This window comes from Methylobacterium sp. CB376 (genome assembly GCF_029714205.1).
In the GTDB taxonomy this organism is placed as follows: domain Bacteria; phylum Pseudomonadota; class Alphaproteobacteria; order Rhizobiales; family Beijerinckiaceae; genus Methylobacterium.
Map to the genome: position 1 here is coordinate 2,892,213 of NZ_CP121648.1, position 22,471 is coordinate 2,914,683.

The window sequence follows — 22,471 nt, forward strand, 5'->3', positions numbered from 1 at the left end:
CGCTTCTTTTTTGAGCCCCGCCCCCGACCATGACCGAATTCGACGAGGTGGCCGCCGCCCTGAGAGCCTGCCGCCTGTGCCGGGACGCGCCCCGCCACGGCGGGCCGCTCCCGGTCGAGCCGCGGCCGATCGTGCAGGGCAGCGCGACGGCGCGGCTCTGCATCGCCAGCCAAGCGCCGGGCCACCGGGCCTTCCGGAGCGGACGGCCGTTCCAGGACCCGTCCGGCCGGCGCCTGCGCGCCTGGCTCGGCCTCGACGAGGCGACCTTCTACGACCCGGCCCGGATCGCGATCCTGCCGATGGGGGCCTGCTTCCCGGGCCACGACGCGGCGGGCGGCGACCTGCCGCCGCGGCGCGAATGCGCCGAGACCTGGCGCGCCCGCCTCCTCGCCGGGCTGCCCGCCCTCGACCTCGTCCTGGTGATCGGGCAATACGCGCAGGCGTGGCACCTCGGCCGCGCGCCGGGCGGCCTGACCGGGACCGTCGCGCGCTGGCGGGAGCTGTTCGCCGAGCCCCGTCGGCCCCGCGTGCTGCCCCTGCCCCACCCGTCCTGGCGCAACAGCGGCTGGCTCAAGCGCCATCCCTGGTTCGAGGCGGAGCTCCTGCCGGTCCTGCGCCGCGAAGTCGCGCGCCTGACCGGCTGAGCGACGGTCCGGCGAGCTTGACGGCGGCGCGCCGCCGCCGGATGAGCAGCGCCCCCCACGGGTCGCGGGCGCGCCGCGCCCGGCCGCCCAGCCCGCTCGCCCCCTGATCCGGAGCCGCCCGATGCCCCAGCCCGTCTCCATCGGGATCGATTTCGGCACGACCAACACCGTGCTGGCGCTGGCCGGCCCCGAGGGCGGCGTCGAGGCGGTCACCTTCCGGCACGGCGCGGAGGAGCGGCGCACCTACCTGTCGGCGCTGGCCTTCTGGCAGGAGGGGCGCGGCGCCGCTGCGGGCACGCGGCTCGCGGGCGGGCCCTTCGCGGTCGAGGCCTTCCTGGAGGGCCATCTCGGCCTGCGCTTCATCCAGTCCTTCAAGAGTTTCGCGGCGAGCGCGGCGTTCCGGGAGACCCGGATCTTCCGCGAGCGCTACCAGTTCGAGGACCTTCTCACAGCCTTCCTGCGCACGCTCCAGCGCGATGCCGGGGCGGGGCTCGACCTCACGGGCGCCCGGGTGGTGGTCGGCCGCCCGGTGCGCTTCGTCGGCCAGAACCCCGACGAGGCGCTGGCCATGCGCCGCTACGCCGCCGCCTTCGCGCGGCTCGGCCCCGGCGAGACGCTCACCGCCTACGAGCCGGTCGGGGCCGCCTTCTTCTTCGCCCGCCGCCTGGAGGGCGCGGCCACGGTCCTGATCGCGGATTTCGGCGGCGGGACCAGCGACTTCTCCGTGATGCGGTTCTCCCGGGAGGGCGACGGGCGGCTCACCGCCACCCCGCTCGGCCACAGCGGCGTCGGCGTCGCGGGCGACGCCTTCGACGCGCGCATCGTCGAGCACCTCGTGGCCCCGCGGCTCGGCAAGGGCGGCAGCTACCGCGGCATGGGCGGCAAGGTCCTGCCCCTGCCCTCGCACTACTACGCGAACCTGTCGCGCTGGCATCAGCTCGCGCTGATGAAGTGGTCGGGCGACCTCCAGGACCTGCGCGACCTCGCCCGCGCGGCGGTGGATCCGGCCCCGCTGGCGGACTTCGTCGCCCTGATCGAGAACGACCTCGGCTTCCCGCTCTACCAGGCCGTCTCCGCCACCAAGGTGGCGCTCTCGGCGCGGGACGAGGCGGAGTTCCGCTTCGTCGGGCCGGGGACGGGGCTCGACATCCGCGCGACGCTCGACCGCGCGACCTTCGAGTCGCTGATCGCCCCGGAGGTCGCCCGGATCGCGGCGGCGGTGGACGACGCGCTCGCCGCGGCGGCGGTGCCGGCGGGGGCGATCGACCGGGTCTTCCTCACCGGGGGCACCTCGCTCGTCCCGGCGGTCCGGGCCCTGTTCACGGAGCGGTTCGGGGCCGGGCGGGTGGCGAGTTCGGACCAGTTCGAGTCGATCGCGCACGGGCTCGCCCTGCTCGGGCAAATGCCGGATGCGGAGCGCTGGGCGACCGGGCGGCTCTGATCCGCCATCCGGTTGATGGCTCCGCCGCGCGGATGTGGGCTTCGCTCACGTGCCGCGCAGGCTCGTGATCCGGGATCCGCTTGATCAAGCCGATCCCGGATCAGTCGATCCAGCCGCGCAACTCGCGCTGCACGACGTGCTCGATCACCCGCATGCCCTCCGGCCCGTCGTTGAGGCAGGGCAGGTAGGCGAAGTGCGTGCCCCCGCCCTCCTCGAAATAGTGGCGGTTCTCACCGTCGAGTTCTTCCAGGGTCTCCAGGCAATCCGCCGTGAAGCCCGGCGCCACGATGGCGAGGCGCTTCACCCCCGAGGCGGCGAGTTCCTTGACGGTCTCGTCCGTGTAGGGCTTCAGCCACTCCTCGTTGCCGAAGCGGGACTGGAACGTCACCCGCATGCGCTCGGGCGCGTAGCCGAGCGCCTCGCGGATCAGCCGCCCGGTCTTCACGCATTGGCAATGGTAGGGGTCGCCCTTCAGCAGGTAGGATTTCGGCACGCCGTGGAAGGAGGTGAGGATCACCTCGGGCTCGAAGTCGAGCTTCTCCAGGTCGCGCCGGATCGCGCTCGCCACCGCGTCGATGTAGACCGGGTCGTCGTGGTAGGGCGGCGAGACCCGGACGGTCGGCTGCCAGCGCATCTTCATCAGGGCCCGGAAGGCCTGGTCGCAGGCGGTGGCCGAGGTGGCGGCGGCGTATTGCGGGTAGAGCGGCACCAGCAGGATGCGGTCGCAGCCCTGGTCGAGCAGCGCCTGGATGCGCCCCTCCACCTCGGGCTTGCCGTAGCGCATCGCCCAATCGACCACGACGCGCCCGCCCATGGCGGCCTGCAGCTTCTCGGCCTGACCCCGGGTGATGGTCTTGAGCGGACCCTCGTCGAGGTCGTTGTTCCAGATCGAGGCGTAGTCGCGGCCCTTCGGCCCGGGCCGCTTCGTCAGGATCACGAGGTTGAGGAGCGGCCACCAGATCGCGCGCGGCACCTCGATGACGCGCCGGTCCGACAGGAACTCCTTGAGGTAGCGGCGCATCGGCCAGTAGCTGGTGGCCTCGGGGGTGCCGAGATTCATCAGCAGCACGCCGACGCGTCCCCAGGCCACGCGCGCATGCTCCGCCGGCAGGGCGCCGGGCGCGACCGGGCTCACGGGCGTGGCACCGCGTTCGAGCACCGCCGGCTTCGTCACCTCGTTCATGTCCGTCCGATCAGGTTACGCCGGAGCCTCGCCGCGGCGTCGTTCCGCACCGCGCCCTACATAGCGCGGCGCCGGCCCGATCCAACGCGTCGAGACGCAGCAGCCCCGTGGCGAAGGTCGCGCGGCGCCCGCGCGGCGACAACGAAATCTTGACCATGACGGCGCTTTCCTGGTGACCGCGCCGCCGGCCCAGCGTCGCCGCGTCGCGCAGACGCGGGATCCCGGCCTCCGGGGCGAATCTCGGCAAGGTTGATCCGGACCACTCAGCGGTGCTCAGTCTCCCCTACGACGTCCCCGGCACGCTGCTCGCCGGGCTCCTGGCCGGGCCGGTCCTGCTCGGCCCCGGGGCGCTGCTCGCCCAGGGCCTGGCGATGCCCGGCTGGCAGGAGGCGCGCACGCGCCTCGACCGGGCCGCGCTCGCGCTCCTCGCCGGCCTCGCGGGCCTGCCCGTGCTCCTCGACCTCGCCGGGCGGCTCGGCCCCGGGGCGATGGTCGCGGCCGCGCTCGCCCTGGCGGTGCCGGGCACCGTCCTGCTGGCGCGGCCGGCCCCCGATCCCGTGCCGCGGGGCGTGCTGGTGCGGACCTTGCTCGGGATGGCGCTCTACGCCGCCTTCGCGACGCTGATGCTGGTCGACTGGCCCGTGACGGGCGGGGCCCTGCGCAGCGTGCTGATGGCGGATTACGTCAAGCACGCCGCCGCAACCTGGGCCATCGCGGAGGCCGGCACGCCTCCCTACGACCCGACCTTCCTCACCGCGGAGCGGCCGGCGGTCTACTACTACTTCTTCTACACGCTGACTGCCGCGGTCGAGCGCCTCGGCCTGGGAGCGATCGCGGGCCGGCAGGCGGCCTTCGGGCTCGCCCTCTGGACGGGGCCCGTGCTCTTCGCCCTCGCCCGGACCGTCTACGCCGCCGCCCGCCTCGACCGGCCGCGTCCCGGCGCCTGGAGCATCGGCGCGTGGCTGGTCCTCCTCCTGCTCACGACCGGGCTCGACATCCTCGGCGTGGCCGCGATCGGCGTCCTGTCGGGCGGCGAGAACTGGCTCGCCGATTTCGAGCAGTGGAACGAGCAGGTCGCGGCGTGGCTCACCAGCGCGCTCTGGGTGCCGCACCACGTGGCCGGCCTCGTCGCCGCCATGGTGGGCCTGATGGCGCTCGCCGCCGAGGACGAGGCGCCGGCCGACCGCTCGCGCAGCCTGCGCCGGGTCGCGCTCGCCGGCCTCGCCTTCGCGTCCCTCGCCGGCCTCTCGATCTACCTCGCGATCGGGGCGGCGGCGACGCTTGCCCTCTGGCTCGGGCGGCTCGCGTGGCGGCGACGCTGGGCGAGCGTCGCGCGGGGCCTCCTCTCGGGCGCCCTCGCCCTGGCCCTCGCGGGCGCGTGGCTCGCCTCGATCCTGCGCGGCCGCGTCCTCGGCGCCGAGCCGCCCCTCGCCCTGCAGATCCGCAAGTTCATCATCGCCGACACGGTCCTGCCGCCGGACAGCGCGATCCAGTCCCTCACCAACCTGATCGCCCTGCCCCTCAGCTACGGCCTCGAATTCGGCGCCTTCCTGATCGGCACGCTCGCCTTCTGGCGCGACGGCGCCCTGTCGCGCCCGCGCAGCGAACTCGCGGTGCTCCTCGCCCTCGCCGCGCTGGCGTCGCTCCTGATCGGCTCCTTCCTGCGCTCCAGCGTCCTGTTCAACGACCTCGGCTGGCGGGTCATGCTGTTCGCGCAGCTCGCCGCGCTGCTCTGGACGCTCGCCGCCCTGCGGGCGAGCTTCGCGCTGCGCCCCTCGCCGGTCCTCGGCGGGTCGCGCCGGGCCGCCCTGGGCTTCCTCGCCTGCATGGGGCTCAGCTTCGTCGGCGAGGCCTACGGGATGGTCCAGTACCGGCGAAACTCCGTGATGACGGCCGAGGAGATCGCCCTCCTGCCCCAGGAGCGCGCCGCCTGGGACTGGCTCGACCGCAACCTCCCGGCCGGCACCGTGGTGCAGGGGCGGCCCGACCCCACCCGCAACCGGGCCTTCGGCTACGGGCTCTACGGGCGCTTCCGCACGGCGGTGTCGGATCCCTACAACGGCATCCTGTTCGGCGCCGCCAGGCAGGAGGTGGCGGCCCGCATCGCGCGCCTTTCCCCGATCTTCGCCGATCCCTCCCTCACTCTCTCCGAGGCGATGGGCCGCGCCGCCTCCGCGGGCGTCGACGTGCTGGTGGTGACGGCGCTCGATCCGGTCTTCGCGGCGCCCGGCGCCTGGCCGCGCGCCGCGACGCCCCGCCACGCCAACGCGGGCGTGATGCTGTTCGCGGTCCCGCCGGCCGCCCGCGCGCCATGAGTGTCGGGCCGGAAGATCGGACGATGACGGGCAGGTTCCTGCGCGGCCTCCTGGCGGCCGCCCTCACCTACGGACTCGCGCTCCTCCTCGGCGCGGCCCTGTTCCTGGCGGTCATCCGCCTCGGCGTGTTCGGCTTCCTGCCGATCCTGTTCTACCGCGGCCTCGCCGGGCTCGGCCTGACGCTCCTCCTCCTCGGCGCCGCGATGGCCTGGGTGACGGGGCGCCGCCGCTTCGGCCTCGACCTCGCGCGGCGGGACGCGCTCGGGGCGAGCGTCACCGCGGTGGCGCTCCTGCTCGCCTTCTTCACCCTCGGCCCGGTCACGATCGACCGCTCGATCTCCGTCTTCCTGCTCGGCCGCTTCGCCGGGGCGCCCGAGGGGCTCGAGCGGCGCGCCGTCGAGGACGCGTTCCTGCGCGTCTACGTCGCGGATTGGGCCCAGATCCCCCGACGCCTCGACGAGCAGGTGGCCTCCGGCAACCTCGTGCGCGAGGGCGACCGCTACCGCCTGACGCCCCAGGGCGCGCGCTTCATGGGCACGGCCCGCGCCATGGCGCGGCTGTTCGGGACGGATCCGCGCTTCGTCGGCCCAGCCCCGCCCTGACCGCGGGGCGTCTTTCCCCGGTCAAGAAGCTCGGCCACAGAGGGGCGGATCCTCTCCCAGCCGAAAGGTCGCCCATGCCGCGCCCCAGCCGCCGCGAGACGTTCGGCCTCGGCCTCGCCGGTCTCTCCGCCACGCTCGCGGGCGGGCCGGCGCGGGCCTTCGGCCCCGACGTCGACTTCACCCTGGTCCTCGTCAACGACATCTACCGGATGGGCGCGCGGGACGGGCGCGGCGGCTTCCCGAAGCTCGCCGCCATCGTCAAGCAGGAGCGCGCCCGCGGGGTGCCGGTCCTGGTCTGCCACGCCGGCGACACGCTCTCGCCCTCGCTGATGTCGGGCTTCGACCAGGGCCGGCACATCGTCGCCCTCACCAACCTCATCCGTCCGGACGTGTTCGTGCCCGGCAATCACGAGTTCGATTTCGGCCAGGCGGTGTTCCGCGAGCGGATGGCGGAGGCGAATTTCCCGGTCTTCGCCGCCAACCTGCGCCAGGCGGACGGGTCGCGGCTCCCGGGCCTGCAGGATGCCGAGGTGCTGGATCTCGGCGGCGTCAGGGTCGGCGTGGTCGGCATCGCCCTGCCGGAGACGCCCTCGAAGTCGCAATCGGGCGATTGGCGCTTCGGCCCGGCCCTGGAGACGCTGCGCCGCGAGACCGCGTCGCTCCGGGCCGCCGGGGCCGAGTTCGTGGTCGCCGTCGCCCATACGGACCGGGCCACCGACCAGGCGCTGGTGGCGAGCCGCCTCGCCGACGTGGTCCTGTCGGGCCACGACCACGACCTCGCGCTCGGCTACGACGGCCGCACCGTCTTCGTGGAATCGAGCGAGGAGGCGAACTACGTCACGGCGGTCGACATCCGGATCGAGGTCCGCGGCACCGGCCAGGAGCGCCGGGCGATCTGGGTGCCGCGCTTCCGCATCCACGATTCGAGCGCGATCGAGCCGGACCCGGAGGTCCAGGCCGCCGTGGACCGGCTGGAGGCGGAACTCTCCCGCGAACTCGACCTGCCGCTCGGCCGCACCGGGACGGATCTCGACACCCGGATCTCCACCGTCCGGGCCTCCGAGTCGACCTTCGGCAACCTCGTGGCGGACGCGCTGCGCGACGCGACCGGCGCGGCCCTCGCCATCACCAACGGGGGCGGCATCCGCGGCAACCGGCTCTACCGGGCGGGCAGCGTGCTGAGCCGCCGCGACGTGCTCACCGAACTCCCCTTCGGCAACACGACCGTGCTGGTCGAGATCAGCGGCGCGCAGGTGCGGGCGGCCCTGGAGAACGGCCTCGCCGAGGTGGGGCATCCCGCGGGACGCTTCCCGCAGGTCTCGGGCCTCACCGTCACGGTGGCGGCGAAGGCCCCGGTCGGCCAGCGCGTGATCGAGGTGCGGGTCGGTGCCGAGCCCCTCGATCCGCAGCGGCGCTACACCGTGGCGTCGAACAACTTCATGCTCGGCGGCGGCAACGGCTACGGCATGCTGGCGGAGGGCCGCACCCTGATCGGCGCCACCGACGGGACGCTCGTCGCCAACGCGGTGATGACCTACATCCGCACGCACGCGCCGGTCTCGATCGAGGCCGGGCGCATCCTGATGCGCTGAGTCCGAGTCCCGATGCGAGATGCCGACACCGTCGCGGGGGCGCTCTCCCGCTTCCGCGCGAGCGGCTCGCCCTGGCTCGCCCTGCCCTTCTTCCAGGACGGCAGCGCCGAGCGGGTCGCGGAGGCGGTCGATGCGAGGCGGGCCCAGGGCGCCGTGATCCTGCCCCCGCCCGACAGCGTCTTCGCCGCCCTGACCCTGACGCCGCTCCCCGAGGTGCGGGCCGTGATCCTCGGCCAGGACCCCTATCCGACGCCGGGCGACGCGCACGGCCTCGCCTTCTCGTATCGCGGCGCCCGGCGCCTGCCGGCCTCGCTGCGGGTCATCCTCGCCGAGATGGCGGAGGATACCGGCGCGCCGATGCCGAAGACGGGCGACCTCAGCGCCTGGGCGCGCCAGGGCGTCCTCCTGCTCAACACGGCGCTGACCGTCGAGGCCGGACAATCCGGCGCCCACCTCGCCCTCGGCTGGTCGGACCTCACCGATCAGGCCGTCGCGGCGGTCTCCGCGCGGCAGGAGGCGGTCGCCTTCCTGCTCTGGGGCGCGCCGGCCCGGCGACGGGCGGCCCTCGTCGACCGCGACCGCCACCTCGTCCTCGAAGCCGGCCACCCCTCGCCCCTCAACCGCCGGGGCGACTTCCGGGGCGCCCGGCCGTTCAGCCGGGCGAATGCCTGGCTCGCCGAGAAGGGCAGGCCCGCGATCGACTGGCGTCTGGCCTGAGGACGTCTGGTGTGAGGCTCACGGGACGGCGGGCTTCGGGGCGGCGCCCGTGACCTCGGCCGCGGGTTCCTCGCTCAGCCAGCGGAAGAGCTTGCCCCCGAGCGCGCCGCCCAGGATCGGCGCGACCCAGAACAGCCAGAGCTGGAACACCGCCCAGCTGCCGGCGACCAGGGCCGGTCCGGTGCTGCGGGCGGGGTTCACCGACAGGTTGGTGATCGGAATGCCGACGAGGTGGATCAGCGTCAGGCCGAGCCCGATGGCGATCGGCGCGAAGCCGGCCGGCGCCTTCCCGTGCGTGGCGCCCATGATGATGAACAGGAACATCATGGTGAGCACGACCTCGGCCAGGAAGGCGGAGCCGACCCCGTAGCCGCCGGGCGAGTGCGCCCCGTAGCCGTTGGCGGCGAAGCCCTTGGCGGCGTCGAAGCCGGGCGCCCCGCTGGCGATCACGTAGAGCAGCATGGCCGCGACCACCGCCCCCGCCACCTGCGCGCCCACGTAGGGGCCGATCTCCTTCGAGGGGAACCGCCCGCCGACCGTGAGCCCGATCGTGACCGCCGGGTTCAGGTGGCAGCCGGAGATCGGCCCGATCGTGTAGGCCATGGTGAGCACGGTCAGTCCGAAGGCGAGGGCGACGCCCAGGAGCCCGATCCCGACCTGCGGGAAGGCGGCGGAGATCACCGCGCTGCCGCACCCGGCGAATGTCAGCCAGAAGGTGCCGATGCCTTCGGCGACGCATTTGCGAAACATCGTGACGCCTCCCATGGAGTCCGAGCGTCGCGCGCCATCGACAGCAAGTTCACGAAAGCCTGCTGTGAGCCTTGACGCAGCACCGACCGGTTCGTGGTCCCGGGACAATACGCGAAGCGCCGAGGCAGGCAAGTGGAGGCGAGATCACGGGCGTGCGATCCGATCGCGAGCTCTCGCACGGCGATCAACCGGCCGCATTCACGCCGGTCGCGCGAGATGGCGGGCGCTCAGCCGGGCTCGGATTCCCCGGCCACGAAGCGGAGCGTGCGCCGATGCGCCTCCTCGTCGCTGAATTGCTGCGGGGGCGACTTCATGAACCAGCTCGACGGGCCGGTGAGCGCCCCGCCGAGGCGGCGGTCCAGGGCGAGCTTGGCGCAGCGCACCGCGTCGATGACGATGCCGGCCGAGTTCGGCGAATCCCAGACCTCAAGCTTGAGTTCGAGGTTGAGCGGCACGCCCCCGAAGGCGGTGCCTTCGAGGCGGATATGCGCCCATTTGCGGTCGCTCAGCCAGGGCACGTAGTCGCTCGGCCCGACATGGATGTCGGAGGGATCCAGAGGCCGGTCGACCTGGCTGGTGACCGCCTGGGTCTTCGAGATTTTCTTCGATTCGAGGCGCTCGCGCTCCAGCATGTTGCGGAAGTCGGAATTGCCGCCGAAATTGAGCTGGTAGGTGCGGTCGAGGCGCACGCCTCGCTCGCCGAACAGGTGCGCGAGCGTGCGGTGGACGATGGTCGCGCCGACCTGGCTCTTGATGTCGTCGCCGATCAGCGGGAGGCGGCGCGCCGCGAAGCGCGCCCGCCACTCGGGGTTGGAGGCGATGAAGACCGGGATGCAGTTGACGAAGGCGCAGCCGGCCCTGAGCGCCGCCTCGGCGTAGTGCTCGGTGGCGGCCTGCGACCCGACCGGCAGGTAGGAGACCAGGATCTCCGCTCCCGCGCGCTCCAGCGCCGCCGCCACGTCGACCGGGGCCTCGCCCGATTCCGGCACCATGTCGCGCAGGTAGCGCCCGATCCCGTCGAGGGTCGGGCCGCGGGCGACGGTCACGCCGGTCGGCGCGACCTCGGCGAAGCGGGCCGTGTTGTTCGGGGGCGCGGCGATCGCCTCGGCGAGGTCGCGCCCGACCTTGGCGGCCGACACGTCGAAGGCCGCCACCACCTCCACGTCCGCCACGTGGTAGCCCCCGAGCACCACGTTCATCAGCCCCGGAACCACCTCGTCCGGGGCGGCGCCGCGGTAATAGGTGAGGCCCTGGACGAAGGACGACGCGCAGTTCCCGACGCCCGCGATGGCGACCCGCAGAGTCCTCTGTCGCAACGCACGCACTCCCCTGTCGCGAGGCGGCCCGGCGGGGCATCCCCGGGCCGAACCGACGGGCCCCGGCCCTCGCGCCCGGCGCCCCAGGGGGTAAGTAGAACACTCTCCAGGAGTATCATCCCCCCGTCGAACGCGGATGCATCGCGCCCGGCGAGGCTCTCATGCGCTGTCCAGACGTGATCGTCCGGACAGCGTACGACAAGCTCGCGCGGCGCGTGAGCGACGCCGACATCCGCATGGCGACGCAATCCGTCGGATGTCGGATCTATGCCGGCGGCCCGGGATGCCGACGCATCGGGCCGCCGACCACCTCGAAGTGGCGGCACACGCCGATGGTCTGACGAAAAATGGCCTGGCGAAAATTCCAGAACGGCCCCAACGGTCCTGCGAGGTGACCGTTGAGATCGGCTCCGGGCGGGAGGATGGCATGCAGGCATTCGACGGGCCGGAGGCCCTGGCGGCGGCGCTCGGGCAGGAGTTGGGCGTCGGCGGCTGGATCACCGTGGATCAGGCGATGATCGACCGCTTCGCGGAGGCGACCGGGGATCGCCAGTGGATCCACGTCGATCCGGAGCGGGCCGCGCGCGAATCGCCCTACGGCACCACGGTGGCGCACGGCTACCTAACCTTGTCGCTGGTGCCGCTGTTCATCGCCGAACTGCGCCGGCTGGACGGCCTGCGGCTGAGCCTCAATTACGGGCTCGACCGCGTCCGGTTCCCGGCGCCGGTCCTGGCGGGCGCGCGCCTGCGCGGCCGGGTGCGGCTCGCGGCGGCGACCCCCGTGCCGCCGCGCGGGCTGCGGGTGACCTACGGCGTCACGGTCGAGATCGAGGGCCAGGAGCGACCCGCCTGCCTCGCCGATGCGGTGGTGCTGCACCATTGGTGACGGGACGGCCCGAGGGCCGCCCGCGCGGCGGGCCGCTACTTGGCTTCGGCCGGCTTGGCTTCCGTCGGCTTGGCTTCGGTCGGTTTGGCCGGCGCGGGCGCCTCGGTCTTCTCGATCTTCGCCTGCTCGCGCAGCTTGGTGATGATGTCCTGCTGCGTCTTGCGCGTCAGGTAGGTGTCGATCTGCTCCTTCATCTCGTCGAAGCCCGGCACCGGCTTGGTGCGCTTCTCCTCGACCTTGATGACGTGCCAGCCGAACTGCGTCCTGACCGGGTCCGACACCTTGCCCTGGTCGAGCTTGAAGGCCGCCTCGGCGAAGGCCGGGACCATGCGCTCCTTGGTGAACCAGCCGAGATCGCCGCCCTCGGCCTTGGAGCCGGGGTCCTTGGAGGTCTCGGCCGCCACCTTGGAGAAGTCCTCGCCGCCCTTGATCCGCGCCGCGATCTTCTTGGCGTCGGCCTCGTTGTCGACGAGGATGTGGCGCGCATGCACCTCCTCCTCGGGCTTCAGCGTCTTGACGGTGTCGTCGTAGAGCTTGCGCGCCGCCTCGGGCGTCACGGCCTTCTTGGCCTCCCGCTCCAGGTACTCGTCGAGCAGCAGCTTGTCGCGGAAATAGGCGAGCTTGCGGGTGAAGTCCGGGCTCTCGGCGACCTTGGCCTTCTCGGCGGCCTGGGCGCCGAGCTTGAGGTCCACCATGTAGTCGACGAGGAGCCCCTTCTTCTGCTCGTCGCTCACGCCCGGCAGGGAGAGCGCCGGGTCGTCGGCCGCGACCGCGAGGTCGGCGGCCGTGACCGGGCTGCCGTTGACGCGGGCCACCACCGTGTCGGGCGCCGGGTTCGGCGCGGGCGCCGTCTGGGCGACGGCGGGCAGGGCGAGGCCGAGCACGAGGGCGGCCGTGCGCCAGGAAAGGGAAACTGTCTGCATCGGACGATCCTTGCGCCGCGAAGGTCGGGTTGGTCCCGGACGGACGCGGCGGACAGGTGGCGCAGTTCGCCCGACAACACAAGAGAGTCCCGCGGACGCAGCCCCGCGGGGGCGGAGCGGCGTCCCGGGCCCCCGTCGCGCTCAGAAGCCGGGCGCCATCACCTCGACCCGGTCGCCCCGGCGCGCGAAGGCGATCTCGGCCGGGGCCTCGTCGCGCTGCCCCGGAACCGACAGGCTGACCCGCTGGTCGGGGGCCAGGGTCGCCACGAGGCGGACGGGCCGCTCCGCCGAGGCGAGGGTCGCCACCACCCGGTACCCGTCGCGCTCGACCGTGTAGTAGGCGACGCCCCGGTAGGGGCCGAGATCGAGGTTGTGGGCGTGACCCGGGCGGAGCTCCGTCGCGCCGGCGGCGCCGGCCGAGAGGAGGACGAGGGCGAGGGAGACACGAAGGCGCATGAATCTGCTCGGTGCGGTTCTGTCCGGCGCGATGGGCGCTCCGGAAAGCCGGATGACCGGGAGACCTCAATTTATTTTAGCCATGCTGCGCCGCAACGCAAATTTTTGCATTGCCACCTTGCGGCCGCGGAATGGCAAAGCTGGACGTTGCGAGGCGCCGCGCCATCTCGGCGCGGCCGGCCGATTGGGGGGCCTCACCGATGAGCACCTATCGCTTCGACCGCATCCTCTCGCCGCGCAGCGTCGCGCTCGTAGGGGCGAGCGAGCGGCCCGGATCGTTCGGCGCCGCGATCCTGCGCAACCTGCGCGAGGCCGACTTCCCGGGACCGATCTGGCCCGTGAATCCCCGGCACGACACGGTCGACGGGCTGCCCTGCCACCGCTCGCTGGAGGATCTGCCGGAGCCCGCGGACCTCGTCGTGGTGGTCTCGCCGGCCGAGAGCGTGCCCGGCGTGGTCGCGGCGGCCGGGGCGCGCGGCTGCGGCGGGGCGCTGATCATCTCGGCCGGCCTCGGCGCGGGCGAGGGCTCGCTCGCCGAGGCGGCGCGCCTCGCCGGGCGGGCGCACGGCCTGCGCCTGCTCGGCCCGGAATGCATGGGGCTCGCGGTGCCGGCGGCGCGGCTCAACGCGAGCCTGCTCGCGCATCGGCCGCCCCGGGGCGACCTCGCCCTCATCACCCAGTCCCGGACCGTGGCGGCGGGCATCGCCGAATGGGCCTCGGGACGGGGCTACGGCTTCTCGGGCGTGCTCTCGGTGGGCCAAGCGGTCGACGTCGACATCGCCGATTGCCTCGACCACTTCTCGGCCGATCGCGGCACCCGGGCGATCCTCCTGCACCTGGAGACGATCCGCGACGCGCCGAAATTCATGTCGGCGGCCCGCGCCGCCGCCCGCGCCAAGCCCGTGGTGGTGCTGCGCTCGGGGCGGCACGAGACGGCGCGCGCGGACGGCCGGCCCGTCACCCACAGCGGCATCCTGGCCAAGCCCGATGCGGTCTACGACGCGGCCTTCCGGCGGGCCGGGCTGCTGCGGGTCAACGCGCTCCACGAGATGTTCTCGGCGGTCGAGACGCTCGGGCGTCAGCGGCCCTTCCCCGGCAAGCGCCTCGCGATCGTCACCAACGGCCGCGGCGTCGGGGCGCTCGCGGTCGACCGGCTCGCCGATCTCGGCGGCACCCTCGCGACCCTGTCGCCGGCCGCGGCCGAGCGGCTCGACGCGGCGCTCCCGCCGACCGGTCTGCCGGCGCGCCCCTGGGCCAACCCCCTCGACCTCGATGCGGACGCGGACGGCACCCGCTACGCCGCCGCCCTCGACGCGCTCATCGCCGACCGGGAGAACGACGCCGTGCTGGTCATCAACGTGCCGACCGCCCTGTCGGGCGGCGAGGCGGTGGCGGGCGCCGTGGCCGAGGCGGTGCGCCGCGGGCGCAAGGCGAGCCTGCGCGCCAAGCCGGTCTTCGCCGTCTCGGTCGGCGACAGTCTCGCGGCGACCGAGGCGCTCGGGGCGGCGGGCATCCCGCGCTTTCCCACCGACGCCGAGGCGGTGGAGGGCTTCATGCACCTCGTGCGCTACCGCGAGGCGCAGGACGACCTGATGAAGACGCCCGACTCGCTGCCCAAGGACTTCTCCCCGGACGTGGCCGCCGCCCGGACGATCGTCGCGCGGGCGGTCCGGGAGGGCCGGACCTGGCTCGACCCGCGCGAGGTGGCGGCCCTGTTCGCCGCCTACGCGATCCCGATGCTGCCGGTGCACTTCGCCGCCGATGCCGACGCGGCCGCCGAGACCGCCTGGCCGATGATCGCGGCCGGCGCCACGGTGGCGCTCAAGGTCGTCTCGCCCGACATCGTCCACAAGTCCGACATCGGCGGGGTGCATCTCGACCTCACCAGCGAGGCGGCCGTGCGGGAGGCCGCCGCCGATATCCTGGCCCGGGCCGCCCGCGACCGGCCCGAGGCGTGCGTGAGCGGCTTCGTGGTCCAGCCGATGCTGCGCCGGCGCAAGGCGCGCGAGCTGATCGCCGGCCTCACCGACGACCCGGTCTTCGGTCCGGTGGTGGTGTTCGGGCGGGGCGGCACCGCGGTCGAGGTCATCGACGACCGGGCGCTCGCGCTGCCGCCCCTCGACCTGCGCCTCGCCGCCGAGCTGATCGGGCGCACCCGCGTCTCGCGCCGGCTCAAGGCCTACCGGGACGTCGCCGCGGCGGACGAGCGGGCGATCGCGCTCGTCCTCGTCAAGCTCGCGCAGCTCGCCGCGGACCTGCCCGAGGTGCGCGACCTCGACATCAACCCGCTGCTGGCCGACGAGACCGGGGTGATCGCGGTCGATGCGCGCGTCGCCGTGGCGCCGAGCCCGGCCGCGGGGCGTCGCGATGCCGGCCGCGGCCCGAGCCACGCCCGCTTCGCGGTGCGGCCCTACCCGACCGAGTGGGAGCGCAGGATCGCGCTCGACAGCGTCAGCGCCTTCATCCGCCCGGTGCGCCCGGAGGACGAGGGCCTGTTCGAGGACTTCTTCCGGCACGTGAGCGAGGCGGACTTGCGCCTGCGCTTCTTCGCGCCGGTGCGCGACTTCAGCCACGCCTTCCTGGCCCGCCTGACCCAGCTCGACTACGCGCGGGCGATCGCCTTCGTGGCGCTCGACGACGAGACCGGCGCGATGATGGGGGCGGTGCGGCTCCACGCCGACGCCAACCACGAGACGGGCGAGTACGCGATCCTGATCCGCTCCGACCTGAAGGGGATCGGGCTCGGCTGGGCGCTGATGGGGCTGATGCTCGACTGGGCCCGCGCCGAGGGCATCCGCCACGTCGAGGGGCAGGTGCTGCGCGCCAACACCACCATGCTGACCATGTGCCGCAAGCTCGGCTTCGCGGTGGGGACGGACCCGTCGGACCCCGAGGTGATGCTGGTGCGCCTCGATCTCGCCGCCGCGAGCCCGGCCGAGCCGGTCGAGGCCGGCTGACGCGGCGAAGCGGCCCTCTGCCCGCCCGAGCGGAGCCTGCCTCCGCCATCCCGCAGCGATTGCGGCAGCCATCGCCGAGGGATCGGGCTGCTTCGGGATGACGCGACGGTCACGAACCCAGGAACGCGTCCCGGCGACGTGCGGAATTCCGATTCATGACGCAGCCGCTCCCCGGGTGCACGGGGTCCGGCTGCTGGCCGACTGCACGGCCGAGCCGCCCGCTCTCGACGATGGGTCTTGGGCCGTTGACCTTGGGCCGTTGACCTTGGGCCGTTGACCTTGGGCCGTTGACCTTGGGCGGTCGAACAGGCGGACGCGTTCATCGCCTGAGTGCCATCCGCGCGTCGGCGGCCGCCGCCTTGCCATCCCGCGAAAACCTGCTATAGCCCGCGCCTCGCGTTCGCTCCGGCCGGGGGCTGAACGGACGGTGCCGCTCGCCGGCACAGGGGTTCGCGCCCCGGCGTCCCGTGTCTCCGCCTTCGAACAACCGCTCGGGCCTCTGCAGGCTCGAAGGGCTTGGCGCCGTGCGACGCGAGTGAGAACCGGCCCGAACGCCCGTCGTCAGACATCCGGCAGGACGGCTCCATTCCGACGAAAGGCCCACCATGGCTCTGTACGAGCACGTGTTCCTGGCGCGCCAGGACGTGACCTCGCAGCAGGTCGAGTCGATGATCGAAGCCTACAAGGGCGTCATCGAGTCGAACGGCGGCAAGGTCGAGAAGACCGAGATGTGGGGCGTGAAGTCCCTCGCCTACCGCATCAAGAAGAACCGCAAGGCCCACTTCACCCTGCTCAACATCGACGCGCCGCCGGCCGCCCTGGCCGAGATGGAGCGCCAGATGCGGATCTCGGAGGACATCCTGCGCTTCCTGACCATCCGGGTCGACGCGCTGGAGGGCGAGCCCTCCGCGATGATGCAGAAGCGCGACCGCGACGAGCGCAAGGACCGCGAGCGCGGCCGTCGTCGGGACGATGACGGCTACGTCGGCGAGCGGAACGAGGAGGGCTGATCATGGCATTCGGTGCTGGTGGCGGCGGGGGCCGCCGTCCGTTCTTCCGTCGGCGCAAGACCTGCCCGTTCTCGGGCCCCAACGCCCCGAAGATCGACTACAAGGACGTGAAGCTCCTCTCCCGCTACGTGTCGGAGCGCGGCAAGATCGTTCCCTCCCGCATCACCGCGGTCTCGGCCAAGAAGCAGCGCGAACTCGCCCAGGCGATCAAGCGCGCCCGCTTCCTCGGCTTCCTGCCCTACGTCATCCGCTGAGGCGGAACGACGCGCACCAACCCGGCGGTCATCGGGCCGCCGGGGTCGCTGGGGCAGAGTGGCCCCTAACCCTGCCGATCCCCGGCAGCGGGACAGCGGACCGGATTCGATGGCTTCCTCCCTCGGCATCGGCGTCGTCGCCGGCCTCGCCTCGGCCCTGCTCATCGGGGTCATCGTCACGGCGACGCCGCTCGCGCTCCTCCTCTACCTGCTCGCGCCGCTGCCGATCCTGATCGTGTCGCTGGGCTGGCGCCACCGCACCGGGCTCGTCGCCGCCGCGACCGGCACGCTCGCGCTGATGCTCGCCGCCTCGCCCCTGCGCGGCCTCGCCTTCCTGGTCTCGACGGCCCTGCCGGCCTGGTGGCTCGGCTACCTCGCCCTGCTCGGCCGCCCGTCCGGGTCCGGCGCCCCCGGCGCGATGGAATGGTACCCGCTCGGCCGCCTCCTCGCCTGGATCGCCGGCACCGCCGCGGTCGCGCTGATCCTAGTGGTGGTGATCTCCTCGGGCGATTTCGCCGCCTACGAGGAGCGCATGCGGCGCATCGCCCGCGGCGTGACCCAGATCGAGATGCAGTCGGTCCGGCCGGACGCCGAGACCCTGCCGGAGGGCGACCTCGCCCGCATCGCCGACCGGCTCTTGCGCATCGCGCCGGCCGTGATGGGCACGACCTTCACCCTGCTGCTGACCTTCTATCTCTGGGCGGCCGGCCGCATCGTCCAACTCTCGGGCCGCCTGCCCCGGCCCTGGCCGGACCTGCCGGCGACCGCCATGCCCCGGGCCGTCGTCGCCGGGCTCGTCGCGGCCGCCGCCCTCGGCCTCGCCCCCGGCTTCCCTGGCATCTTCGGCATCGGGCTCGCGGGAGCGCTGGGGGCCGCCTTCGCGCTCCAGGGGCTCGCCGCCCTGCACGACCGCAGCCGCGGCAGGCCCGGCCGGGCGCCGCTCCTGATCGGCCTCTACCTGCTCGTGTTCCTGACCCAGGGGATCGCGCTCACCGCCCTGGCCCTGTTCGGGCTCGCCGACACCCTGTTCCGCCTGCGCCGCCGCCCCGCGGAGGTGCCCGCCCCCTGACCGGTTCCGGGCCCGAACCGGCCCGGTCCCCTCCATCCGCTGACAAGGAGTGACGACGATGGAAGTGATCCTGCTCGAGCGCGTGGCCAAGCTCGGCCAGATGGGCGAGACCGTGAAGGTCCGCCCGGGCTTCGCCCGCAACTACCTGCTCGCCCGCGGCAAGGCGCTGCGCGCCACCGAGGCGAACAAGAAGCGCTTCGAGGACCAGCGCGCCCAGCTCGAGGCCCGCAACCTGGAGCGCCGCACCGAGGCGCAGGCCGTGGCCGAGAAGCTCGACGGCCAGAGCTTCGTGCTGATCCGCCAGTCCGGCGAGACCGGCGTCCTCTACGGCTCGGTCTCGACCCGCGACCTCGCCGAGGTGCTGACCCAGAACGGCTTCACGGTGGGCCGCGAGCAGTTCAGCCTCAACCAGCCGATCAAGACGCTCGGCCTGCACAATGTCCCGGTGGTGCTGCACCCGGAGGTCGAGGTGACCGTGACGGTCAACGTCGCCCGCAGCCCCGAGGAGGCGGAGCGCCAGGCCCGCGGCGAGTCGACCACGGTGCGCGACGAGCTCGACCTGGAGGAGCTCGGCCTCGAGGTCGGCGCCGCCCTGGCCGAGGCCGGGCCGGACGCCGGGGAGCGCTGAGCGCGCGTCGGGGCGCGAGTCTGGGAAAGCCGGGAGAGCGGGGACAATCCGCCCTCCGGGCTTGACTTGTTCCGGTTTCGTTCCAGCATGGCGGGGCTCGATGCCGGCGGCATCGGGCCCCGTTTGCGTTTCCCCCGGCACGATGGTGGGGTGCGCGGCCCGCAGCCGCGGGTCGCGCTCCGCGGAAAGCTTCGGTCAACCATGCCGGTGCAAGGGTCGCCGGATCGTCCAGGGGCACGCGCCGCCCCGGGCGCAACCACACGGAGACGCCGGATGGCCATTCCCAGCACCCTGACGGCGAACCTGGAGCCCGTGCCCCAGGAATACCGGGTCGCGCCCCACAACATCGACGCGGAGCAGGCCCTGCTCGGCGCCATCCTGGTCAACAACGACGCCTATTACCGCGTCTCGGACTTCCTCCTGGCCGAGCACTTCATGGAGGAGGTGCACCGGCGGATCTTCGAGGTGGCGGTCAGCCTGATCAAGGCCGGCAAGCTGGCGAGCCCGATCACGCTCAAGACCTTCCTGGGCGACGCGGATCTGGGCGGGCTCACGGTGAGCCAGTACCTCGCGCGGCTCGCCGCCGAGGCGACGACCGTCATCAACGCCGAGCATTACGGGCGCACGATCTACGACCTCGCCCTGCGGCGGCGCCTGATCACGATCGGCGAGGATCTGGTCAACGGCGCCTACGAGGCGCCGGTCGAGACCTCGCCCCGCGACCAGATCGAGGCGACGGAGCGGCGCCTCTACGAACTCGCGGAGACCGGCAAGTACGACGGCGGCTTCCAGAAATTCTCCGAGGCGCTCACCGCCGCCGTCGACATGGCCGCCAAGGCCTACCAGCGCGAGGGGCGGCTGTCGGGCATCGCCACCGGCCTTTCGGACCTCGACGGCAAGATGGGCGGGCTGCAGCCCTCCGACCTGATCATCCTCGCGGGCCGCCCCGGCATGGGCAAGACCTCGCTCGCCACCAACATCGCCTTCAACATCGCCAAGGCCTATGCCGGCGAGAAGCAGCCGGACGGCACGATGAAGACCGTCAACGGCGGCGTCGTCGGCTTCTTCTCGCTCGAGATGTCGGCCGAGCAGCTCGCCACCCGCATCATCGCGGAGCAGTCGGGCGTCGCCTCCTACAAGATCCGCCGGGGCGACATCCGCCCGGAGGATTTCTACAAGATCACCGACGCCGCCCGGGACATGCAGACGATCCCGTTCTACATCGACCAGACCGGCGGCCTCTCGATCGCGCAGCTCGCCGCGCGGGCGCGGCGGCTGAAGCGCCAGCGCGGCCTCGACCTCCTGGTGGTCGACTACCTCCAGCTCCTCTCCGGCGCCTCCAAGAAGGGCGACAACCGCGTGCAGGAGATGACCGAGATCACCACCGGCATGAAGGCCCTCGCCAAGGAGCTGGAAGTGCCGATCGTCGCCCTGTCGCAGCTCTCCCGCCAAGTCGAGTCCCGCGACGACAAGCGGCCCCAGCTCTCGGACCTGCGCGAATCGGGCTCGATCGAGCAGGACGCCGACGTGGTGCTGTTCGTCTTCCGCGAGGAATACTACGTCAAGAACAAGAAGCCGCGCGAGGGCACCGAGGAGTTCTTCACCTGGGAGGCGGAGATGAACCGCGTCTACGGCAAGGCCGAGGTGATCATCGGCAAGCAGCGCCACGGCCCGACCGGCACGGTCGAGCTCCAGTTCGACGCCGAGATCACGCGCTTCTCGAATCTCGCGCAGGGCGACCGGCTGCCGGAGCCGATGTGATCCGGCATCCGCTTGATCGCAGCGGATCCCGGATCACGCGCCTGCGCGGCGCCTGCGCGCGGCGCCTGAGCGAAGCCGACATCCGCCTTGCCGAAATGCGAGATGGCGAAGCCATCAACCGGATGGCGTATGATCCGGCTATAAGCCGGGCCGGGGACGATCCCGCCGGATCGCCCCGCCCCCTCCGCTGCGGACCAGAGGCGATGACGGCCACCTCCCCCCACGGCGCCCGCCTGACCATCAACCTTCGCGCCCTCGCGGCGAATTGGCGGCGCCTCGCCGAGGAGGCCGCGGGGGCCGAGTGCGCCGCGGTGATCAAGGCCGACGCCTACGGGACCGGCATCGACCGTGCCGGCCCGGCCCTGTGGCGGGCGGGCTGCCGCACGTTCTTCGTCGCCCACCTGTCCGAGGCCGAGCGCGCCCGCGCGGCCCTGCCGGAGGCGGTGATCTACGTGCTGAACGGCCTGCCCCCGGGCAGCGCGCCGGCCTACCGGGACCGCGCCCTGCGGCCCGTGCTCGGCTCCCGCGAGGAGATCGAGGAATGGGCGGCCTTCTGCCGGGCGCGGGGGGAGCGGCTGCCGGCGGCGTTGCACGTCGATACCGGGATGAACCGGCTCGGCCTCTCCCCCGACGAGGCCCTGGCGCTCGCCGGCGGCGCCGCGCTAGAGGATGTCGCGGCGAGCCTGCTGGTGAGCCATCTCGTCAGCGCCGAGGTGCCGGGCGACGCGGTCACGGCGCGCCAGGTCGCGGATTTCGCCAGGGTGGCGGCGGCCTTCCCGGGCCTGACGGCCTCCCTCGGCAACTCGGCCGGCACGTTCCTCGGCGCGCGGGCGCGCCACGAGATGGTGCGGCCCGGCTACGCCCTCTACGGCGGCAACCCGCGCCCCGGCGGTCCGAACCCGATGCGGCCGGTGGTGCGGCTCGACGCGACGATCCTGCAGGTGCGCGACGTCCCGCCCGGCGCGACGGCGGGCTACAACGCCCGCTGGACGGCGCCCGGTCCGCGCCGGCTGGCGACGCTCTCGCTCGGCTACGCGGACGGCTACCCGCGGGCGGGCTCCGGGCGGGCGGAGGCGGTGGTGGCCGGCCGGCGCTGCCCCGTGGTCGGCACGATCTCGATGGACCTCGTGATCCTGGACGTGACCGACGCGCCGCCGGAGGCCGCGCGGCGCGGCGCCCGCGCGACCCTGATCGGCGAGGGTCTCGACATCGACGAGGTCGGGCAGCGGGCCGGCACCATCGGCTACGAGATCCTGACCAATCTCGGGCGGCGCTCCGAGCGGGCCTATATCGACTGAGCGCCGCGGGCGCGCCGCCCGGGCCACATCCGCGCCAGCACCTCGTCGCGCCGCACGAGGGCGTGCCACGCCACCGCCAGGAAGTGGAGCGCGAGGAGGAGACCGATCGCCCAGGCCCCCCAGAGGTGGATCTCGCCCCCCAGATGCGACAGCGGCTTGTCGATGGGCACGAGCCGGGGCCAGGAGAACAGGCCGAACCAGGGCAGCGCGTAGCCGCCGGCGCCCGAATCGACGTAGCCGCTCAATGGCATCAGCAGCATCAGGGCGTAGAGGCAAAGATGGGCCGCGCGCGCCGCCGCGCCGGCGAGGCGGGACGGCCGCACCCGGAATCCGGGCGCCCCGGCGATCCAGCGGCAGAGGACGCGCAGGGGCAGCAGCACCAGCACGGTCATGCCGATCGACTTGTGCAGGTCGAGGAGTTCCCGCCGGGGCGAGGTGCCGGGCGGCAGGGTGCTCGCCCAGACGCCGATGGCGAGGGCGACCAGGATCAGGGCCGCCATGCCCCAGTGGAAGGCGCGGGGGGCGCCGGCGTAGTGGTGGGCTTGACCGTCGGGGGACATCGTGGCGATCCGTGCGTGCGATCTCCCCCGCGCTGTCCGGCCCGATTGCGGCCGCAGCGCGACGCTCAGGTTGCTGGCGCGTGACTGTTGCGATCCCGGGACGGCGGGG

General features: G+C 73.2%; 20 protein-coding genes. 14 read left to right on the top strand and 6 right to left on the bottom strand.

The window, feature by feature from the left end; all coding sequences use genetic code 11:
• Window positions 1-29 precede the first annotated feature (29 nt).
• Both QA634_RS13070 and QA634_RS13075 read left to right on the top strand, forming a co-directional pair.
• On the top strand, window positions 30-644 hold the full coding sequence (locus QA634_RS13070) for a uracil-DNA glycosylase family protein (protein ID WP_012332422.1): 615 nt from the start codon (window positions 30-32) through the stop codon (window positions 642-644).
• A gap of 121 nt (window positions 645-765) precedes the next feature.
• Complete coding sequence (locus QA634_RS13075) at window positions 766-2,085, top strand: Hsp70 family protein (RefSeq protein ID WP_012332423.1); 1,320 nt, start codon at window positions 766-768, stop codon at window positions 2,083-2,085.
• Between the two features lie 100 nt (window positions 2,086-2,185).
• Here the strand turns inward: QA634_RS13075 and hemH are convergent, their stop codons facing one another.
• Window positions 2,186-3,268 carry a ferrochelatase gene (gene hemH, locus QA634_RS13080; protein ID WP_012332424.1) on the bottom strand — a complete coding sequence of 361 codons (1,083 nt, stop codon included), beginning with the start codon at window positions 3,266-3,268 and terminating at the stop codon, window positions 2,186-2,188.
• A 269-nt stretch (window positions 3,269-3,537) separates the two neighbouring features.
• Here hemH and QA634_RS13085 point away from each other — a divergent pair, with 269 nt between their 5' ends.
• The 4 genes from QA634_RS13085 to ung all read left to right on the top strand — a co-directional run bounded on the left by QA634_RS13085 (window position 3,538) and on the right by ung (window position 8,494).
• Complete coding sequence (locus tag QA634_RS13085; protein ID WP_012332425.1) at window positions 3,538-5,583, top strand: hypothetical protein; 2,046 nt, start codon at window positions 3,538-3,540, stop codon at window positions 5,581-5,583.
• A gap of 23 nt (window positions 5,584-5,606) precedes the next feature.
• Entirely contained in the window at window positions 5,607-6,185 is a 579-nt protein-coding gene (locus tag QA634_RS13090) for a hypothetical protein (RefSeq protein WP_012332426.1), read from the top strand.
• Between the two features lie 74 nt (window positions 6,186-6,259).
• Window positions 6,260-7,777 carry a bifunctional metallophosphatase/5'-nucleotidase gene (locus QA634_RS13095; RefSeq protein ID WP_012332427.1) on the top strand — a complete coding sequence of 506 codons (1,518 nt, stop codon included), beginning with the start codon at window positions 6,260-6,262 and terminating at the stop codon, window positions 7,775-7,777.
• 12 nt (window positions 7,778-7,789) lie between these two features.
• Window positions 7,790-8,494, top strand: coding sequence for a uracil-DNA glycosylase (ung, locus tag QA634_RS13100; RefSeq protein ID WP_012332428.1), 705 nt, complete (start codon window positions 7,790-7,792; stop codon window positions 8,492-8,494).
• Window positions 8,495-8,512: 18 nt separating this feature from the next.
• Here ung and aqpZ read toward each other — a convergent pair whose 3' ends face one another.
• On the bottom strand, window positions 8,513-9,244 hold the full coding sequence (gene aqpZ / locus QA634_RS13105) for an aquaporin Z (protein WP_012332429.1): 732 nt from the start codon (window positions 9,242-9,244) through the stop codon (window positions 8,513-8,515).
• A 227-nt stretch (window positions 9,245-9,471) separates the two neighbouring features.
• Complete coding sequence (locus QA634_RS13110) at window positions 9,472-10,560, bottom strand: inositol-3-phosphate synthase (protein ID WP_012332430.1); 1,089 nt, start codon at window positions 10,558-10,560, stop codon at window positions 9,472-9,474.
• 427 nt (window positions 10,561-10,987) lie between these two features.
• Between QA634_RS13110 and QA634_RS13115 the strand changes: the two genes are divergently transcribed.
• Window positions 10,988-11,446, top strand: a complete 459-nt coding sequence (locus QA634_RS13115; protein ID WP_012332431.1) for a MaoC family dehydratase — start codon at window positions 10,988-10,990, stop codon at window positions 11,444-11,446.
• Window positions 11,447-11,481: 35 nt separating this feature from the next.
• Here QA634_RS13115 and QA634_RS13120 read toward each other — a convergent pair whose 3' ends face one another.
• Together QA634_RS13120 and QA634_RS13125 are read right to left on the bottom strand one after the other, a co-directional pair.
• Window positions 11,482-12,369: a peptidylprolyl isomerase gene (locus QA634_RS13120; protein ID WP_012332432.1), complete on the bottom strand. Its 888-nt coding sequence runs from the start codon at window positions 12,367-12,369 to the stop codon at window positions 11,482-11,484.
• Between the two features lie 141 nt (window positions 12,370-12,510).
• Complete coding sequence (locus QA634_RS13125; RefSeq protein WP_012332433.1) at window positions 12,511-12,825, bottom strand: hypothetical protein; 315 nt, start codon at window positions 12,823-12,825, stop codon at window positions 12,511-12,513.
• 200 nt (window positions 12,826-13,025) lie between these two features.
• Here QA634_RS13125 and QA634_RS13130 point away from each other — a divergent pair, with 200 nt between their 5' ends.
• The 7 genes from QA634_RS13130 (at window position 13,026) to alr (ending at window position 21,802) form a co-directional block, all read left to right on the top strand.
• Complete coding sequence (locus QA634_RS13130) at window positions 13,026-15,782, top strand: bifunctional acetate--CoA ligase family protein/GNAT family N-acetyltransferase (RefSeq protein WP_012332434.1); 2,757 nt, start codon at window positions 13,026-13,028, stop codon at window positions 15,780-15,782.
• 605 nt (window positions 15,783-16,387) lie between these two features.
• On the top strand, window positions 16,388-16,792 hold the full coding sequence (gene rpsF, locus QA634_RS13135) for a 30S ribosomal protein S6 (RefSeq protein ID WP_012332435.1): 405 nt from the start codon (window positions 16,388-16,390) through the stop codon (window positions 16,790-16,792).
• A 2-nt stretch (window positions 16,793-16,794) separates the two neighbouring features.
• Window positions 16,795-17,046 (top strand): 30S ribosomal protein S18, encoded by a 252-nt coding sequence (rpsR, locus tag QA634_RS13140; protein WP_012332436.1) that lies wholly within the window; start codon window positions 16,795-16,797, stop codon window positions 17,044-17,046.
• A 109-nt stretch (window positions 17,047-17,155) separates the two neighbouring features.
• Window positions 17,156-18,115, top strand: coding sequence for a DUF2232 domain-containing protein (locus tag QA634_RS13145; protein ID WP_012332437.1), 960 nt, complete (start codon window positions 17,156-17,158; stop codon window positions 18,113-18,115).
• 58 nt (window positions 18,116-18,173) lie between these two features.
• Window positions 18,174-18,743, top strand: a complete 570-nt coding sequence (gene rplI, locus QA634_RS13150; protein WP_012332438.1) for a 50S ribosomal protein L9 — start codon at window positions 18,174-18,176, stop codon at window positions 18,741-18,743.
• A gap of 273 nt (window positions 18,744-19,016) precedes the next feature.
• Window positions 19,017-20,504 carry a replicative DNA helicase gene (locus QA634_RS13155; protein WP_012332439.1) on the top strand — a complete coding sequence of 496 codons (1,488 nt, stop codon included), beginning with the start codon at window positions 19,017-19,019 and terminating at the stop codon, window positions 20,502-20,504.
• A 203-nt stretch (window positions 20,505-20,707) separates the two neighbouring features.
• Complete coding sequence (gene alr, locus QA634_RS13160) at window positions 20,708-21,802, top strand: alanine racemase (RefSeq protein WP_012332440.1); 1,095 nt, start codon at window positions 20,708-20,710, stop codon at window positions 21,800-21,802.
• Here alr and QA634_RS13165 read toward each other — a convergent pair.
• Window positions 21,790-22,362, bottom strand: a complete 573-nt coding sequence (locus QA634_RS13165) for a cytochrome b (protein WP_012332441.1) — start codon at window positions 22,360-22,362, stop codon at window positions 21,790-21,792. The genes alr and QA634_RS13165 overlap by 13 nt on opposite strands.
• Between the last annotated feature and the right edge of the window lie 109 nt (window positions 22,363-22,471).